The 17,595-nt window shown below is 42.1% G+C and carries 14 protein-coding genes and 1 pseudogene; 9 read left to right on the top strand and 6 right to left on the bottom strand.

The genetic code is table 11. From position 1 onward, the window contains the following. Positions 1-7: 7 nt before the first annotated feature. The 6 genes and pseudogenes from Q7A53_RS15550 to Q7A53_RS15525 form a co-directional block, all read left to right on the top strand. Positions 8-724, top strand: a complete 717-nt coding sequence (locus Q7A53_RS15550; RefSeq protein WP_411790100.1) for a ThuA domain-containing protein — start codon at positions 8-10, stop codon at positions 722-724. 17 nt (positions 725-741) lie between these two features. Continuing rightward, a complete protein-coding gene (locus Q7A53_RS15545; protein WP_411790099.1) occupies positions 742-1,785 on the top strand; it encodes a Gfo/Idh/MocA family protein in 1,044 nt (347 codons plus the stop codon). After that, positions 1,782-2,819 (top strand): Gfo/Idh/MocA family protein, encoded by a 1,038-nt coding sequence (locus Q7A53_RS15540; protein WP_411790098.1) that lies wholly within the window; start codon positions 1,782-1,784, stop codon positions 2,817-2,819. The genes Q7A53_RS15545 and Q7A53_RS15540 overlap by 4 nt, the downstream gene beginning before the upstream one ends. 17 nt (positions 2,820-2,836) lie before the next feature. Continuing rightward, a complete protein-coding gene (locus Q7A53_RS15535; RefSeq protein WP_411790097.1) occupies positions 2,837-3,805 on the top strand; it encodes a sugar phosphate isomerase/epimerase family protein in 969 nt (322 codons plus the stop codon). 368 nt (positions 3,806-4,173) lie between these two features. Beyond that, positions 4,174-5,865: a cell wall-binding repeat-containing protein gene (locus Q7A53_RS15530; RefSeq protein WP_411790096.1), complete on the top strand. Its 1,692-nt coding sequence runs from the start codon at positions 4,174-4,176 to the stop codon at positions 5,863-5,865. Positions 5,866-5,963: 98 nt separating this feature from the next. Beyond that, positions 5,964-6,833, top strand: a pseudogene (locus Q7A53_RS15525) (NAD(P)-dependent oxidoreductase); the annotation flags it as partial. Positions 6,834-7,245: 412 nt separating this feature from the next. On the opposite strand, the gene Q7A53_RS15520 reads toward Q7A53_RS15525, so the two are convergent. The 5 genes from Q7A53_RS15520 to Q7A53_RS15500 form a co-directional block, all read right to left on the bottom strand. Continuing rightward, complete coding sequence (locus Q7A53_RS15520; protein WP_411790095.1) at positions 7,246-8,289, bottom strand: HAMP domain-containing sensor histidine kinase; 1,044 nt, start codon at positions 8,287-8,289, stop codon at positions 7,246-7,248. A 259-nt stretch (positions 8,290-8,548) separates the two neighbouring features. Continuing rightward, positions 8,549-9,502, bottom strand: a complete 954-nt coding sequence (locus Q7A53_RS15515; protein WP_411790094.1) for an ArsA family ATPase — start codon at positions 9,500-9,502, stop codon at positions 8,549-8,551. Positions 9,503-9,516: 14 nt separating this feature from the next. After that, positions 9,517-9,783 (bottom strand): cory-CC-star protein, encoded by a 267-nt coding sequence (locus Q7A53_RS15510; RefSeq protein ID WP_411790093.1) that lies wholly within the window; start codon positions 9,781-9,783, stop codon positions 9,517-9,519. Next, on the bottom strand, positions 9,773-10,165 hold the full coding sequence (locus Q7A53_RS15505; RefSeq protein ID WP_411790092.1) for a hypothetical protein: 393 nt from the start codon (positions 10,163-10,165) through the stop codon (positions 9,773-9,775). Before Q7A53_RS15505 ends, Q7A53_RS15510 begins: the two co-directional genes overlap by 11 nt. 149 nt (positions 10,166-10,314) lie before the next feature. Then, a complete protein-coding gene (locus tag Q7A53_RS15500; RefSeq protein ID WP_411790091.1) occupies positions 10,315-12,051 on the bottom strand; it encodes a carbon starvation CstA family protein in 1,737 nt (578 codons plus the stop codon). 346 nt (positions 12,052-12,397) lie between these two features. Here Q7A53_RS15500 and Q7A53_RS15495 point away from each other — a divergent pair, with 346 nt between their 5' ends. After that, positions 12,398-13,363 carry an LCP family glycopolymer transferase gene (locus tag Q7A53_RS15495; protein ID WP_411790090.1) on the top strand — a complete coding sequence of 322 codons (966 nt, stop codon included), beginning with the start codon at positions 12,398-12,400 and terminating at the stop codon, positions 13,361-13,363. A 149-nt stretch (positions 13,364-13,512) separates the two neighbouring features. Here Q7A53_RS15495 and Q7A53_RS15490 read toward each other — a convergent pair whose 3' ends face one another. Beyond that, positions 13,513-14,940 carry a hypothetical protein gene (locus Q7A53_RS15490; protein ID WP_411790089.1) on the bottom strand — a complete coding sequence of 476 codons (1,428 nt, stop codon included), beginning with the start codon at positions 14,938-14,940 and terminating at the stop codon, positions 13,513-13,515. A gap of 198 nt (positions 14,941-15,138) precedes the next feature. On the opposite strand from Q7A53_RS15490, the gene Q7A53_RS15485 reads away from it, so the two are divergent. Continuing rightward, on the top strand, positions 15,139-16,737 hold the full coding sequence (locus tag Q7A53_RS15485; RefSeq protein ID WP_411790088.1) for an ATP-binding protein: 1,599 nt from the start codon (positions 15,139-15,141) through the stop codon (positions 16,735-16,737). Beyond that, positions 16,734-17,411 carry a response regulator gene (locus Q7A53_RS15480; RefSeq protein ID WP_411790087.1) on the top strand — a complete coding sequence of 226 codons (678 nt, stop codon included), beginning with the start codon at positions 16,734-16,736 and terminating at the stop codon, positions 17,409-17,411. The genes Q7A53_RS15485 and Q7A53_RS15480 overlap by 4 nt, the downstream gene beginning before the upstream one ends. Positions 17,412-17,595 lie beyond the last annotated feature (184 nt).

Raw genomic sequence — 17,595 nt, 5'->3', positions numbered from 1 at the left:
AGATTATATGAACGTCGTAGTATGGAATGAAAACCGTCACGAAAAATCTAATCCAGCAGTTTCAGAGATTTATCCTGAAGGCATTCACGGAGTGATTGCCGACTTTTTAAATGAAGAAAATGTAAGCGTTACAACTGCAACATTGGATGAAGAACAGCATGGTCTAACTGATGAAGTTCTAGCAGAAACGGATGTTTTAGTCTGGTGGGGACACAAGGCTCATGAAGAAGTAACCGAAGAAGTTGCCGAAAAGGTTAAGCAGCGTGTGCTTGACGGAATGGGACTGGTTGTTCTGCATTCGGCCCACTTTTCTAAAGTATTTAAAAAGCTGATGGGAACCTCATGTGATTTGAAATGGAGAGAAGCGGATGAGAAAGAACGATTATGGGTAGTGGATCCTACCCATCCGATCACGGAGGGAATTGGGGAGTACATTGAGCTTGAGAAAGAAGAAATGTACGGAGAGCACTTTGATATTCCAGCCCCTGATGAACTCATTTTTCTCAGCTGGTTTGAGGGTGGAGAAGTGTTCCGAAGCGGTGCTACCTTTAAACGAGGAAGAGGGAAGATCTTTTATTTCCGCCCCGGTCACGAGACATATCCTACCTACTACAACAAAGAAGTGCAGAAGGTGATCAAAAATGGTGTCAACTGGGTGAAGAATACGAGCACTCCTGCACCGGTTTACGGAAATGCTCAGCCGCTTGAAACCATTAATAATTAATAAAGGAGTTTTTTCTAATGTCTAGATTGAAAGTTGCTGTTATTGGCTGTGGAAGCATTGCGCAGCATCGTCATCTTGTGGAATATGATTTTCATCCTGAAGTAGAAATTTCGGCCGTCTGCGATATTGTCGAGGAACGAGCTGAGCAAGTGGCGGAAAAGTACGGTGTGTCAGCCGTATACACGGATTATAAAGATCTCTTAAAACAAGAAAACGTTGACGCAGTAAGCGTTTGTACCCCGAATGCTTTTCACGCAATGATTTCTATTGATGCGTTGAACGCAGGCTGTCACGTTCTCTGTGAAAAGCCAATGGCCACTTCTCGAGAAGAAGCAGAGAACATGATCAAGGCAGCGAAGCAAAGTGGTAAGAAACTGATGATTGGTCATAATCAACGATTTGTACCCTCTCATCAGAAGGCGAAGGAGTTAATTGAAGCTGGAGCACTCGGCAAAATCTACAGTTTCCGGACTACTTTCGGTCACGGCGGTCCTGAAGGATGGAGTGCAGAAGGCGAAGATACCTGGTTCTTTAAAAAGGAACAAGCGTTCATTGGAGCTATGGGGGATCTGGGCGTGCATAAGGCAGATTTACTCCGCTATCTTCTGGGAGAAGAATTTACAGATGTTGCCGGCTTTATTGAAAATAATGCTAAAGAAAATATTACAGTGGATGATAACGCGGTTTGCATTTTAAGAAGCGAAAGCGGGGTAGTTGGAACACTAACTGCCAGCTGGGCATACAAACCTCAAGAGGATAACTCGACGATCATTTATGGAGAAAAAGCTACCCTGCGACTTGAAGATGACCCGGTACATTCCCTTGTTGCGCAGTATGCAAATGGCGAAGTCGTTAAATATGAATTGGGACAGATTCAGTCCAATGATGACGGCGGCCAAAGCAATTCCCATGTCGTTGAACACTTTGTCGGAAGCATCGTGAATGACCTTGAACCACTTATTAACGGTGAAGAAGGTTTGAAGTCACTAGAAGTCATTCTTGGGGCACTCAAGTCAGGAGAAACTCGTCAAATCAGCAGCTTGGAGAAGGTTGCCAAATGACAAAGTTGAAGATGGGGATTATAGGAGTGGGAGGGATTGCTCAGGATAGGCACATCCCTTCCTATCAAAGTTTAGACAACCGAGTAGAACTTATCGCAGTTCAAGATGTGAATGAGGAAAGGGCACAACAAGTCGCGGATAAATTTAACATCCCGAAATCCTTTAATCGATATCAAGACTTGTTTAAAGAAGTAGATGCGGTAACCATCTGTACGCCGAATAAGTTCCATGCGGAAATCGCCATTGCTGCGCTAGAAGCTGGAGTTCATGTGTTGTGTGAAAAGCCGATGGCGATGTCGACCCGTGAATGTCATTACATGATTGAAGCAGCGAATCGTTATGATAGCGTGCTTTCCATAGGCTATCACTTCAGGCATATGCAGGAAGCTCAAGTAGCAAAAAAAGCGATGATCAATCAGGAAATTGGCGAACCTCTGGTTGCAAGAGTCCAAGCGATGAGACGGAGAAAGGTTCCTGGGTGGGGAGTGTTTACGAATAAAGATCTTCAAGGCGGAGGAAGCTTAATTGATTTTGGATGCCATCTGCTGGATTTGGCTCTCTGGCTGCTCGACGATCCTAAGCCGGTCGAGGTGATTGGAAGAACTTATGATCGACTGAGTAAAACTCCGGGCCAGGTCAATGACTGGGGAGCTTTTGATCACGAATCGTTTAATGTAGATGATCATGTAACGAGTTATATTACTTTCGAAAATGGGCTGTCTATGCAATTTGAATGCTCCTGGGCAGCAAATATTAAAGAGGATGAAACCAAATTAACGATTTCCGGAGTGGACGGAGGACTAAGCGTCTATCCATTTGAATTGTACCAGACTAAGTATGGTGAGCTGTGGGATAGTACCGTGAAGATGCGAAATGAAATGGACGATCCAGGAGTTGCCCAGGCGGCCAACTTTGTGGATGCTTGTCTAGGTCATGCAGATTTGATTGTTGAACCAGAGCAAGCTTTAAAAGTAACAAAGCTCATAGAAGCGATCTATGAAAGCAGCGAGAAAGGAACGAGCATTAAATTATAAGGTAGGAGGAATGCAGAATGAAACTAGGTGTATTTGCTGTATTATTTTCTGATTTATCATTTGAAGAGATGCTTGATCGTGCCAAAGAATCTGGTTTAAAAGCAGTGGAAATTGGGACGGGCGGCTACCCTGGAAATGCTCACTGTAATGTGGATGAGTTATTAGACAGCGAAGATAAACGAAAGGAATATATGAAGAAAGTGCAGGACCGAGGTCTTTCTATCAGCGCTTTCAGTTGTCACGGGAATCCAATCTCTCCTGATGAAGAGTTTGCGAATCAATGCCATGAGGATTTTGTGAAAACTGTAAAACTTGCGAGCTTACTAGATGTTCCTGTGGTGAATACGTTCTCGGGAACTCCAGGCGGTCACGAGGGCGATCAATCACCGAATTGGCCCGTCACCCCTTGGCCGAGTGAATATTCGGATACCTTGGATTGGCAGTGGAATGAGAAGCTAATTCCTTATTGGAAGGAACAAGGGAAATTTGCCGAGGAACATGGAGTGAAGATTGGACTCGAGCTTCACGCTGGTTTCCTTGTTCATACCCCTTATACAATGCTGAAGCTTCGGGAAGCAACCAGTCCTGCCGTGGGAGCTAACCTTGATCCAAGTCACTTGTGGTGGCAGGGGATTGATCCGGTAGCTGCTATTAAAATCCTGGGAAATGAAGACGCTATTAACCATTTCCACGCGAAGGATACATACATTGACCAAGACAATGTGAACATGTATGGGCTAACCGATATGCAGCCCTACAGCAATGTGAAAACAAGAGCATGGACCTTCCGTTCTGTAGGATATGGTCATGGTACTCAGGAATGGTCTAACATTATCAGTGCATTAAGAACATACGGCTATGATTATGTGATCAGCATTGAACATGAGGATCCGATCATGTCTATAAATGAAGGATTCAGCCAAGCCGTGAAGAATTTGAAATCCGTTATTATTGAAGAAGAGCCAGCAGAGATGTGGTGGGCTTAATTTGTGCGATGAGACCAGCATTCTATTTAATAGAATGCTGGTCTTTTAATGGGTTTTGTTGGTAATTGATGGAATAAATGATAGACTAAGAGATAGTTCTACTAGGACCTACGTCCTGGTAAGCAAATATATCGTTATTTTCGCAAATAAAAAGCTATAATGCGCAAATATAGGATGATTTATGCAAATAAATCTCATTATCCGCAAATAAATCTAAAAAAACGCAAAAAAGCTTTCCATTTTTAAAGGGGGACCTTATCATTAAACAATTATTAAAAGTATGTGCTCTTGCGGTGGCAGGATTGTTTGTTTTTTCCTTGCCGTACACAGCCCATGCAGAGACGCACTCAACTAAAGAGATTAATCAGATGCTGACAGAGGCAGCGAATGAGGCAGATGTTCCACCAGAAGTTGTTAAGGCCATTGCCTTCGTGGAAAGTAACGGATGGAAGCAGGATTTGATAAGCAGCGATGGCGGCATCGGAATCATGCAGGTGACAACTAATATCTGTGACGATGATCAAACTCCAGAAGCTAATGGCTGTTACGATGAAGATAAGCTAAAGAATGATATCCAGTATAATATTAATGCTGGCGTGGAAGTTTTAAATGAGAAGTGGAAGCTCGGCGGCAAAGGAGCGATCCCGACAATTGAAGGTAATGACCGCCACAAAATTGAGTCATGGTACTTTGCAGTGATGGCTTACAATGGTTTAAAGCCAGTTAATAGTCCGATTGACCGTGACGGGAATGTTAATGTGGATAGCTATCAGTATAAAGTATTTCAAAGAATTGAAAATTCCAGTCTGGATCACAAACTAGCAAATTTACCTTTTAAAAAGGAAGACTTTACTTATGATCGTGATTCAGATGCAAATATCATCTTTAATAAATTGAATTATGATGTTTCCCTTTTGCTGACAGAATCTACTCAAATGTATAAAGGTGGAAAAGAGCAATACTATATCCCCGCAGCCAATTTAAAGCAAAGCTTAAATGATGGGCAGGGAAGTGAAATTCACGATAAAGTGGTTACAATCAATAGTAAACCCGTTTTTGGTTTAAAAAATGAAAATAGGTTTAATCACTTCGTGTACTACAAGATTAATTACGGAGACAATTCGGGTTATATAACCTCAAATGCAATCAGACAGTTACCGAAGAGATTGAAGGGTGATAATCGTATTGAAACAGCAATAGAGATTGCAAAAGACGGCTGGGAAGATGGTGCGGACACGGTCGTACTAACACGTGCCGACGAATTTCCAGATGCTTTAGCAGGAGCGCCTTTAGCGCACAAATTCAATGCTCCAATATTATTAACGAATTCAAAAGAACTTTCGAAGGGTACAGAAGAAGCTATCCAAGAATTAGGGGCTCAGCATGTGATTTTATTAGGCGGATCCAAACACGCACTTCTCCCAACCATTGCAGACCGTTTAACCGACCTCGGTATCACGCATGAACGAATCAGCGGATCTAATCGTTATCAAACCGCGCAAGCTATTGCAGAAGAATTAGGTTCCAAAAGTGGTAAAGCAGTCGTAGCGACAGGGGATAAATTCCCAGATGCCTTAGCTGCAGCGCCTTATGCAGCGAGAAATGAAATCCCCATTTTATTAACAAAACCAAACCAATTACCTGCTAGTACTAAGGAAGCCTTGAAAGGCGTTCAAAATACTTTAGTAACAGGCGGGCTCAATGCAGTTAGCGAGGAAGTAGAAAGTCAACTCCCTCAGCCAATCAGAAAAAATGGAACAAATCGCTACGAAACTGCTAAAGCGATTGTAGACTACAGTATTAAATATGGAAATATTAAGACTGATAAAGCATATGTGGCCACAGGGGAAGACTTTGCAGACGCTTTAACGGGTGCAGCTTTGGCAGCAAAGGAAGAAGCTCCGTTACTTCTAGTAAAGGGTAAGCAGTTAACAACTTCTACAGAAAGCGTAATTAAGAACAACGTCATTCACGGATTCGTCTTATTAGGCGGAACAGGACCTGTCCCATTCGAAGATGAACAGAAGCTTGCCTGGTTATCTTATGAATTAGAACAATAATGATCTTAAAAGCCTATTCCTTGTTTTTTAAGCTGGGAACAGGCTTTTTTCGTGTGTTTTTTTTATAATTAGGGTAGAGGAATAGAAAGAGGAGGAATAATATGCACAAACCAGTTATTGGATTCATCGGTACAGGCGTTATGGGAAAAAGCATGGCTGCTAGATTACTAGAGGCAGGTTATCAACTTAATATATTTACCCGTACATATGAAAAAGCTGAATCATTACTTGAACAGGGAGCTACCTGGAAAGATAGTGTCCAAAGTCTGGCCAAAGAGTCTGAGGTTATCATTACGATGGTCGGTTATCCGCAAGATGTGGAAGAAGTTTATTTTGGCGAACAGGGATTAATTGAAAATGCTGCCCCTTCCGCTTATCTAATTGATATGACTACTTCTTCTCCAGCTCTGGCAAAACAGATTGATCAGGAAGCAAGAAAGAGAGAAATTCATACGCTTGATGCTCCTGTTTCTGGCGGAGATATCGGGGCAAAGAATGGAAAGCTTTCGATCATGGCCGGTGGAGATCAAGCCGATTTTGAACACGTACTCGGAATCTTTGAGGTATTAGGCAGTCAAATCGTACTTCAGGGACCGTCGGGGTCAGGTCAGCATACAAAAATGGCCAATCAGATCGCCATTGCCACCAATATGATTGGTGTGACAGAGGCACTAGTCTACGCAGAATCTGCCGGCCTGGATCCGGATACCCTGCTTGAAAGTATCAGCGGAGGGGCAGCCGGAAGCTGGTCGCTTAGTAATCTTACACCAAGGGTTATTAAACGAGACTTTTCTCCGGGATTTTTTGTGAAGCATTTTATTAAAGATATGGGAATTGCGCTTGAAACGGCAGAAAAAATGGAGATTGATTTACCTGGACTTAAGCTTGCCAAGCAAATGTATGATCAAATAGCCAAAGATGGGGAAGCGGACAGCGGAACTCAGGCTCTGTATAAATATTATCAATAGATTCTTCTTTTGAGTCTGAGGAACTAGACGAGACTGGAGGAGGATTCAATGAATCGCTAAGATCTTTTCAGGTTCGTTCTATTTCTTTCCAAACGGCGCCGTAGATTAAAGATTAAGAGATATTTACGCGGTTAGAATTGTAAAAAAATCCTGACGTATGGCATACATACGTCAGGATTTTTTTGTGTCATGATAGAAATTACCACAGGTAAAAGTGGAGTATGGACGGAATGGAGGTCATCCAATGTTTAAAGAGAATGATTTTATAACAGGGTTTAGATGGGCGCTCCTTCTCAGCATCCCGTTATGGTGTTCTTTTATTGGCTGGCTTAAATTGATTAAGGAAATGGTTTAAACGTCTAAGTGAAGGCATACTTATATTCTGTAAGCTGGCCTCAAAAGGCCAGCTTTTTTATATTTTCTTAGGTAGAGTAAAGGTAATCGTGGTGCTGTGACCTTTCCTGCAGGAAGCTGTGATTCTGCCGTCATGCTCTTCAATGACACGCTTCGCTACCGTAAGTCCCAGGCCGCTGCCTCTTGGTGCGACATCCCTGGCCATATCAGACCGATAGAAATGCTCGAAAATATGAGGCAGGTCCTGATCCAACATCCCCGGCCCATTGTCTTTCATAGTCACGATGATCTCTCCAAGCTTCTCTTCCAAATGAATTTCAATCGCTTTATCTGACTTATCAATATACTTTAAACTATTGTCCAAAATGCTTACGAACACACGGCGGATTTGGTCCGGGTCTACTCTTGTTTCAAAAGACTTTTCTTGATCAGCAGAAAAAGTAAAAGAAACTTCATCCCACTCTTTCTCGAATTCTTCCATAATATCCATAAAGAATCCTCTTAAATCAATATTCTTAAAGCGGAACGCTAATTTCCCTAGATCTAATTGGGAAAACAAGAAAAGATCATCGATTAATTTATCGATCACCAGTGCTTTTGTATGAATCGTTTGTACGTTACGGCTGACTTCCTCCTGAGAAACCACAGTACCATCCCGCAGTTCAGTTGCACATCCCTTAATTGAAGTCACCGGTGTTTTTAAATCCTTTGAGATATTTTCCATTAATTTTTTTCTGTTCTCTTCAAAGTGTGCTTCCAGCTGTTTGGATTCGTTTAACTTGATACGCATCGTTTCAAAATCTTCTGCAAGCTGTCCGATTTCATCTCTTCGTAAACGTTCAATATACTGGTCCGTTTTGCCTTCGTTGATTTGCTTCGCTGATGCCAGCAGTCTATGCAAAGGAGTAGTGACACCAAAGGAAGCTCGATGCATAAATAGACCAATTGTAAGGGCTAAAATAATCGCTAATGCAGCCATACGAAGGATTTCCTCATTCATGTTGATTGGGAAGTATTGAATTGCAGCTTCTACTAGTCCAAATAATAGAAGTGTTAGAAGTGTCATCGCTATTGTATAACCTATAAATCGCTTACGAATCACGGTGGTCCCGCTCCTTTATGTATGTATTATCTTTAGCATATACCATTTGAATTCTATGAGTCTATAAATTGTAACAGATCGTGGAGATATTTGGAAAGCTGCTCTCTTAGTCTGTGAACATTAAAGAGGATGGATTTTATTCGCTAGAAAACCCGAACCATTGATTTACACTGGTTCGGGTTTTCTGAGTTTGATATTCAAGGATCACGCTTTACCTGCTTCTTTCGCTTTCCGCGGACACAGCTTCCGTTAACTATTGTTATGCAGGATTAGTAATAAAGGGCTGAAAATGTTCTGCTACTATTGACAGCTTATCCATATCAGAAACATCCTGCTCGAATAGGGGGATCCTGATTTTTTTCTGCTTTGTAAAGGTTTCGTCAATCTGCTTTAAATACTCTCGTTCCTGCTGCCGGCGTTTTGCTAAAAATTCTCCATCCGCATAGTCGGGGAGTACTTTATTAACGACGAGAGTTTTAACTGGAAGACGGTGCTTAGATAATTGGTTAAGGGCATTATTCGTTTCTAATATCGGCAGGCGTTCAGGAATCAGTACAAACATAAACTCAGTTTTTGATTCATCTAAAATAATATCCCTCACCGCAGCGAACTTTTGTTTTCTCCTTTGAAGAACGTCGAATATAGGATCATCCACTGGCTCTCCATCATTGAGCAGTTGAGTATAATCGTCGTTCGTTTTTTTTCTTCTTTCAATCATCCCGTCCATCCAAACGCTCATGAGTTCAGGCAGAGTAAGCAGCCGTATGGTATGGCCGGTAGGAGCCGTATCAAAGACAATTTTATCGAACTGATCTGCTTCTTCCAAAATGATAGAAGTAAGGCGGTCAAACAAAGCGGCTTCATCTGCACCCGGAGAGGCGGCTGCCATGTCAATTTGCCGGTGAACCTCTTCTACCATTCTCGATTTAACCAGTCCCTCTAGATTATCTTTTACCCCTTCGATATATCGTTTAGATTCTCGAACTGGATCTACTTCACTGCCCCAGAGATTTTCAGCAAGCTTCGTTTTGCCATGTCCAAGAGGTTTATGAAAAATGTCCCCAAGGTTATGCGCAGGGTCTGTGGATATGACTAACGTCCGCTGGCCGGCATTCGCAAAGGCAAGCGCAAGGGCGGCAGAAGTCGTCGATTTGCCGACCCCTCCTTTTCCTCCGACAAAGAGGATATGAGGGCTTTGTTTTTCTGTATTCATGAAGAAGCTCCTTTCTAACAGCAGCGAATTCCATCGAGAGGCGACTTTTCCATCCCCATGCGGAGATGCCAATCGTGGAATTTCTCTATCATGTGCGGATAAAGTTCAAGCGTATAATAAAAGGCAGGGTTAGGGATGCCGAGCATATCTGAATAGACTAGCAGCATAAACAGATCTTCCTCGTCCCTTAGTTCTCGTGCGACTTCCATTTTATGAGGCAGACTTAACACTTCATCATAATAGGCGGCTAATCGCTTAAAAGAGAATTTCTTATCTTTCATATTGATACAGCCTTTCTTGGATCAGTTGATCATAGTTACTTAAATTGTCTGTGCGGGTACCATCCACAAACACAGCATTGTATTTAATATCCAACAAGATATGCTTAATTGCTTCAGCTAAAGAAATGTGACGGTTTCGAATCCTTTTTACAAAATACACGCTGATTGCCAGTAAATTTCGCGGGTCTACGAAAGTTACGGACACTTCATTCCCATATTTGTCCCTGGTTTTATTATATAAGTTTCCAAGATTTTCACGGTCTTCCTTATGGTGATTGAACGCATCTTTCATAGAGACGAGACCATCTTCATCATCGCAAATACCTCCGCAGCAACCCATCCCGATTTCCTTCTCCGGTCGGATAATTAACACTTCAACCATCGGGGATCACCTCCTGATCAATGGGAAAGTCGTGCAAAGTGGCACGACTTTCTTGTTATCTGGAACTATTAATGGTCTACGGGTGATAAATTTATTGCGGATAAACGGCATATTCTGTTCCAGGTCCTTCCTCCTCGTGTTCATGCGCTCTAAGCACTCTTGCTGACACTGTCGTCCGCTCCTTTGCGAATGGCAGAAAAAGCGGTCAGTAATATCCAGAAGGTGAAAACAAGAATGATGGCACCGAAACTGAACAACATCCAGTCGCTCCCTGACCCCCATGGTGCCCACTGGGTTAGAACTTGCGTAATCATAGCCCATAGAGTTACGAACATGAGGAACAACATCGGAATCATAGTCGGCCAATAATTTCGTCCCTGACGCTTCAGCCATATAGATATTAAGAGTAAACTGATGCCCGCCAGCAGCTGGTTAGAAGTACCAAATAGCGGCCAAAGCAAGTAGCCGCCAGAGCCAAATCCTTTGGGTCCCTGAGGCAGTATAGTCAGGGCTGCGCTGGAAACTACAGCAGTTGTAGTGGCCACGTGTGCTTTTGTTAACGGTTTAATCTTATATTCTGTTCCTAATTCAGCAATGATATATCTCATTAACCTTACGGATGAATCCAGCGTTGTCGCTGCGAAGCTTACAACAATAACAGATACAATAGTGGAAGCAACCGTTGCCGGAATTCCTAAGCCAGCTGCAAGCTGAGCTGCCCCTTTAATGAACACTCCTAGTCCGGCATCACTAGCAGCTGTAAAGCCACTGTAAGTTGCACGGAATTCCTCAGCAGTAGGGAAGAAGGTAATCACAGCAATGATCGCTACTAAAGCAAGAGCACCTTCGCCGACGGCTCCTAAATAACCAACAAATCTTGCATCCTTTTCATTGCTGAGCTGCTTAGAAGAGGTTCCCGAAGAAACTAACCCGTGGAATCCTGAAATCGCCCCGCAGGCAATGGTAATAAACAAAAGCGGAAACCAGGACGTATCCGCATTACTGTTGCTTACAGGAGCCGTTATTTGTGGATTTGTAAATAAGAGACCTAAATAGAGTAAACCTAACCCAACTATTAATTGATGAGAATTGATATAATCTCTAGGTTGAAGCAATTTCCATACTGGAAGGGTGGAAGCGATGTAAACGTAAACCATAAGAACGATAATCCAAGCGAAAAACGCTAAAGAAGTGGCATCCATTCCAAATAATGATGTGGCCCCCTCACCTCCAAAGTATTTAACGAGATCAATCTGTAATGCCGGGACATAACTCGCAAGAATCGCAGTTGCGTACATTACTCCAAGAGCCACTACGGATGGAAGGAGCATATTGCCCTTCCGTTTATAAACACTATAGCCAATCCAAACCGCTAGAGGAATCTGAATAAATACCGAGAGAACACTCGCTGGAAAGGATATGAACAGCTTAGCAATAACCCAGGCAAACACTGCGTTCACCATTAACACTAGTAATAAAATAATGAATAAGAACAACACTTTAGCACGCTGCCCAATCAATTTGCTGGCCAGGGTTCCCACCGATTGGCCTTTATTGCGCAAAGACAAGACTAATGTTCCAAAATCATGAACGCCTGCTGCAAACATAGTTCCAAGCAGCACCCATAGTATGGCAGGAAGCCAGCCCCAGTAAACAGCTATCGCTGGCCCGACAATTGGCGCAGCCCCTGCTACGGATGTGAAATGGTGTCCCCAGAGCACAAATTTATTAGTAGGAACGTAATCCACCCCGTCTTCGTATTTATGAGCAGGTGTTACATAGTTTGGATCTAAACGATAGATTCGTTCTGCAAGAAACTTGGAATAATACTTATAACCTAAAATAAACACAATACCGCCAGCTATGGCTAACCAAATACCACTCATCAAAACCCTCCTCTAAAAATATGTATGCGTTTCCAATCATTTACCATTATACAACAATATTTTTAACCCTAGCAAACTAGTTTACTGATTTTTCCGAAAATAAGACAATATGAGGATAAATATTTATTATCGACAAAGCAGCAGATATTTCCCGGGAAATATGATAGTAAATTGTCCAGATAGATCGAATTTTGAATAGATTTCTATAAAAAGGAAGGGTTTGTTACAAAATTTTAAATAAAATGTAACTCACATTTGAAGCGAGTTGCGGTATGATAAGAAAATAAATTGCAATACTTTGTAGTAAATTGTCTAATTACAGCTATCTATTGAACGAGGTGAAACAATGGAACAGAAACGCATAAGAAGACGAAGAAAGAGACGATTGAAGAAAAAGTGGAAAGTGATATTTACTAGTTTTCTCATTTTGTTTTTAGCTGTAGGTGCCTACCTGTACAGCATTTATGCAGAAGCAAAAAGTACAGTAAATGACAAAATTCATAAACAAGTTTCCTCTATTGATCATGAACAGACTCAAAAGAAAATTAAAAATGAAAAACCGCTAAATATCTTACTCATGGGAGTGGATGAGCGGGAGGGGGACTCAGGCAGATCGGATGCTCTTATGGTCCTGTCAGTTGATCCCGCTCATAATCGAAGCCAGCTGATCAGCATTCCACGTGATACGAGAGCTACTTTAGTTGGCGGGAATTCTTCGCACTCAGGAACTAGAGATAAAATCAATCACGCGTATGCTTACGGTGGTGCGGATATGTCGATTAACACCGTGGAGAACCTGCTGGATATTGATCTTGATTACTATGTGAAGATGAATATGGAAGGCGTGACTGAGATGGTGGATGCCGTTGGCGGAGTTACCGTTAATAATGAGATCGATTGGTATGATGAAGGCTATTATAAAAAAGGCTATCACTATGAAAAAGGACCGATACAGTTAGATGGTGATCAGGCCCTGGGTTACGTAAGAATGCGGCACGAGGATCCTAAGGGAGACGTAGGAAGAAATGAACGGCAGCGGAAGGTCATTAAAGCCATAATAGATAAAGGGTCCAGTATTAAGTCCGTCAGTCGGATGTCCGATATGCTGGATGTCCTGGGGGATAATATGGCTACCAACATGGACTTTGATACGATGAAAGATATGCTGTTGAATTATCGAAGCGCAAAAGAGAACCTGACAACCTATCAAATGACAGGCAAGAATGAAAGAATTGACGGGATATTCTACTATCAAGTACCAGACGAGGAAATCCAAAAGGTTCATGATAAAATCAAAGCTTATAATTCTTAAAATCAAACATCTGTAAAACAGAGAAAACCCGAACCAATGATAGATATTGGTTCGGGTTTTTCTTTGTTTTGATGGTAATGAAGATGCGGTTTCCTCCAGCTGATCGAAAGGATGGCCAAGCCGCCATTTTTTCATGAATCTAATCCAAACTAAAAAATAATCATGGCGACACAAGTGGATATCATCAAACCAATCATGACAGGAAAGAAATTTTTCCTTACTAGTTCCATCACTGGGACGCCACAGAATCCGGCAATCGCAATCATAGAAGACCAGGCAATTATTGTACCTCCACCCGTCCAGATGGAGCCCATCTGTCCAATCGCTGCTAAGGCAGACGGGTCAATGTGGCTATTGGCTAAAGAAGCAGATAAAGCTCCGGTAAGTGGAAGACCGGAAAACCCTGAACCGTCAAGGCCGGTAATCATCCCGATGATAAGGATACTGAAAGCTGCTAAGAACGCGCTTTGAGGGAGAAAGCTTTGCGTAGATTCGACCAAATCAAATAAGAGCGCCGGTGCTTTATCTGTGGAAGAAGACAGGATCTCACCTGCAAAATCGGAACTGCCCAAGAAGAAGAAACCGGCAATGGGAATGACTGGACCCATGGCTTTAAAGGCGAATACAAAACCTTCCGTAATATGATCGCTAATGTAATCTAAGGAACGATGCTTGCCGAATGCAACCGTCGATAATAGTAAAAGAATAACCGCAACTCCCCCGATTAAAGCCGCCCCGGATCCGCCTTCAAAGCCTCCCATTCTTCCTGAATTAAGTTTTGCGTAAACCATATAAATCATAACTGCAAGCATAGAAACAGGGACTAATAGAGCAAATACTTTACTCCATAATGTTAGATTTTTACCATTTTCGGTATGCTTTCCTTCATCTTTGAGTCCTTGCATGGAGCGTATTTCTATTTCATTAAGTGGATCATTCTTCGTTCTAAAGCTGTTTTTGTTAAGAACGTAAGCAAGACCAATAGCGATAGCTCCGGTTATGAGGGAGAGGATAAGAGCTTTATCCATAACACCTGCTGTTTGAATCCCTGCGGCTTTAGCTGATAAACCTGGCGCTACTTGAATGACATAATCTGAGGATAAGGCCATTCCTTGACCAGCAAGCGTCACCGCTGCAGCTGCCATCATAGCTGGCAGTCCTGATCGAATCGCGGCAGGCACGAGCAGCGCACAAATAAGGGGTACAGCAGGGGTGGGCCAGAAAAACAAAGAGATAACATAAGTGACGGCAACCAATACAAAGAAAGAGATGTGGCTGTTCACCATAATCTTTTGCAAGGGCTGAATCATGCGCCGATCAGCACCAAGATCCCTTAACGAATGGAGTAAAGCAACCATGAACGTAATAATTAGAAAGATGTTGAAAAGTTCTTTCGCTGCCACCAAATTCGCCATAAATACACCCGTGAACCCACTAACTAAATTGCCGTTAAAAACCCAGGCGACAAGAAACGTTCCAAGTAAAGTCGGCAGCACCACACCTTTACGGAAGATCATGGTTACAATAATAAGCAATGTAAAAAATCCGTATATCCAATGGGAGAGAGTTAATTCCATAATGTATCCTCCTTGAGCTCAAATACTCTAGGAGTAGGTTATGCTGTAAGAGACGGACCGGTGAGGAGGGGAGGGGCAAAGGGACGCAATGAGATTGAGAGGATTATAGTACTCTAAATATTTTCCAAGTTCAGGCTTTAAGTATAGTATGTTAAACTATAAAAAATATAAAGCGTTCTCATAAGGGGCTGTCCCACCATGAAAAATAAACTCCAGGTTTCTCTTAAAACTAAAATACTCGGACTGATCCTCACGCTCATTATCATCATCATCATTTCTCTTGCCGGAATATTCGCTTATTGGGAGAAAGAACAGACGGAAAAGCAGATGGGCGAGCTTGCTCTCCAGGTGGCCACCACGGTTTCCTTTATTCCCTCCATTCGTGAAGCTTTTCAGACGACTAACCCGTCCTCAGTCATTCAGCCGATTGCTCAACGAGTTCAGAAGCAAGTAGGTGCCGAATTTATCGTTGTAGGAAATAAAGAGGGCGTGCGATATGCACATCCGGATGAATGGAAAATTGGACAAAAAATGGTGGGGGGAGATAATAAACGGGCTTTGGAAGGTAAAGAGTATTACATATCAAAAGCAGTTGGAACACTTGGTCCTTCGCTAAGAGGTAAAGCTCCCATCCTTAATGATCAGGGGAAAGTAATAGGAATTGTTTCTGTTGGATTTTTGATTGAAGACATTCATACAGCGTTTATCAAAAAATTAAAGAAGATTGCCTGGATATCTATCATAGTCTTAGTCATCGGCATCGGCGGTGGTCTGCTGCTTACTCGGAGCATACGGAAAGACACGATGGGGCTGGAACCTTATCAAATCGCATCCTTATTTCGTGATAGAGAAGCCGTGCTTTCCTCTATAAGGGAAGGGATTATTGCGATTGATCAAGACAGCAGAGTTACTATGATTAATCAATCCGCTAGAAACATGCTATCGATTGATGAAGATGTAACAAAGAAGCTCATTCAAAACGTTTTTCCTAAAACAGAGATGACCCGAGTCTTGCATTCTGGTGTGGGCGAAAAGGATCGGGAGCTTTCATTAAATGATCGCACTATTATTGTTAATCGCACGCCTTTACTTGAAGGAAACAAAGTTGTCGGGGTGGTGGCAAGCTTCAGAGACAAGACGGAAGTAAGGGAAATGGTTCAAGCTTTGTCCGAAGTGAAACGTTATTCCGAGGGACTGCGTTCCCAGACCCACGAATTTACAAATAAAATGTACGTGTTGTTAGGTTTATTACAGTTAGGAAATTATCAAGAGGCAATGGATGTCATTCAATCTGAATTTCAAACCTCACAATCTCATACAAGAAGTCTAGACCCCATAATGGATGAGACAGTGAAAGCGATTATCTTGGGAAAACTAAGTAAAGCCTCAGAGTTAAAAGTTGATTTTACGATTGATGAAGAAACCTATTTAGAGGAGATGCCTCCCCATATCAATCGTTCAAAGTTAATTACCATTTTAGGGAATTTAATAGATAATGCTTTTGAAGCTGTAAGTCATCAGCAGGAAAAACATGTACAGTTTTCAGCGGCAGATATCGGCAATGAGATCATCTTTGAGATTACAGACAATGGCCCGGGAATTTCAGACAACATTATGCCTTATATATTTTTTAGAGGATTCTCTACGAAAGAAGGAAGCCAAAGAGGGTACGGGCTGTCCAATGTGAAAGAAATTATCGATGAGTTAGGTGGTACATTTGAAATCAGTCAGCCTTCTGGAGGGGGAACGGCTTTTACTATATTTCTCCAAAAGCAAAGAGAGGAGCGGACAGGATGACACGAGTTGTAATTGCAGAAGATGACTTCCGAGTAGCAGGACTGCATGAGAAATTTTTGCATGGAATAGATCATATTGAAATTGCAGGTAAAGCTCTAAATGGAGAAGATACACTGAAATTAGTAGAAGAAATGCAGCCTGATTTGCTTTTACTGGATGTGTATATGCCAGATCGGCTGGGGACGGATTTATTGCATGAGATAAGACAGATTACGAACGAGCTCGATATTATCATGATAACCGCCGCTACAGATAAGGCTATGATTTCACAGTCGCTTAATTACGGGGTGCTGGATTATATTATAAAACCTATTTCAATGGATCGCTTTCGGTCTACGATTGAAGCTTACCAGGAGAAACGGAAGCTTATTGATCAGCATCGGACTCTTGATCAAAGTCTAGTCGATCAGCTTATAGGCAAACAGCAAACAGATCCAATGAGGCAGCCTGAGCCGAAGGGTATTGATACAATTACGTTAAAAAAAGTAAGAAAGCTGTTAAAAGATAATGCGAGTGAAGGAATTACAGCAGAACAAGCAAGCGATCACATGGGGGCTTCCAAAACAACCGCAAGAAGATATTTAGAACATTTAATTTCTGTCGGAGAAGGGAAGGCGGAGACTAAATACGGGAAAGTTGGCAGACCAGAACGAAAATACTTTTATAAAGACTAGACTTCAGTCAGTGGAGTCTAGTTTTTTTATTGTTTTGGTAAAGGATAGTTCCAGCAATGGGTAAGAAGGTCGCTTCAAGTCTTATCCTGTTATGTCTCCCGAGGCACTTCCACACTAGGGTCATAATTTTTATGATTTTTATTCGGTTTATTTTTTAAAAGAAACTAATTTTGAAAACGGTTAC

It is taken from the genome of Halobacillus rhizosphaerae (assembly GCF_046719735.1).
GTDB classification, from domain to species: Bacteria; Bacillota; Bacilli; order Bacillales; family Halobacillaceae; genus Halobacillus_B; species Halobacillus_B rhizosphaerae.
Note: the sequence above shows the minus strand (reverse complement) of the source record. Positions and strands in the feature narration are given on the sequence as shown.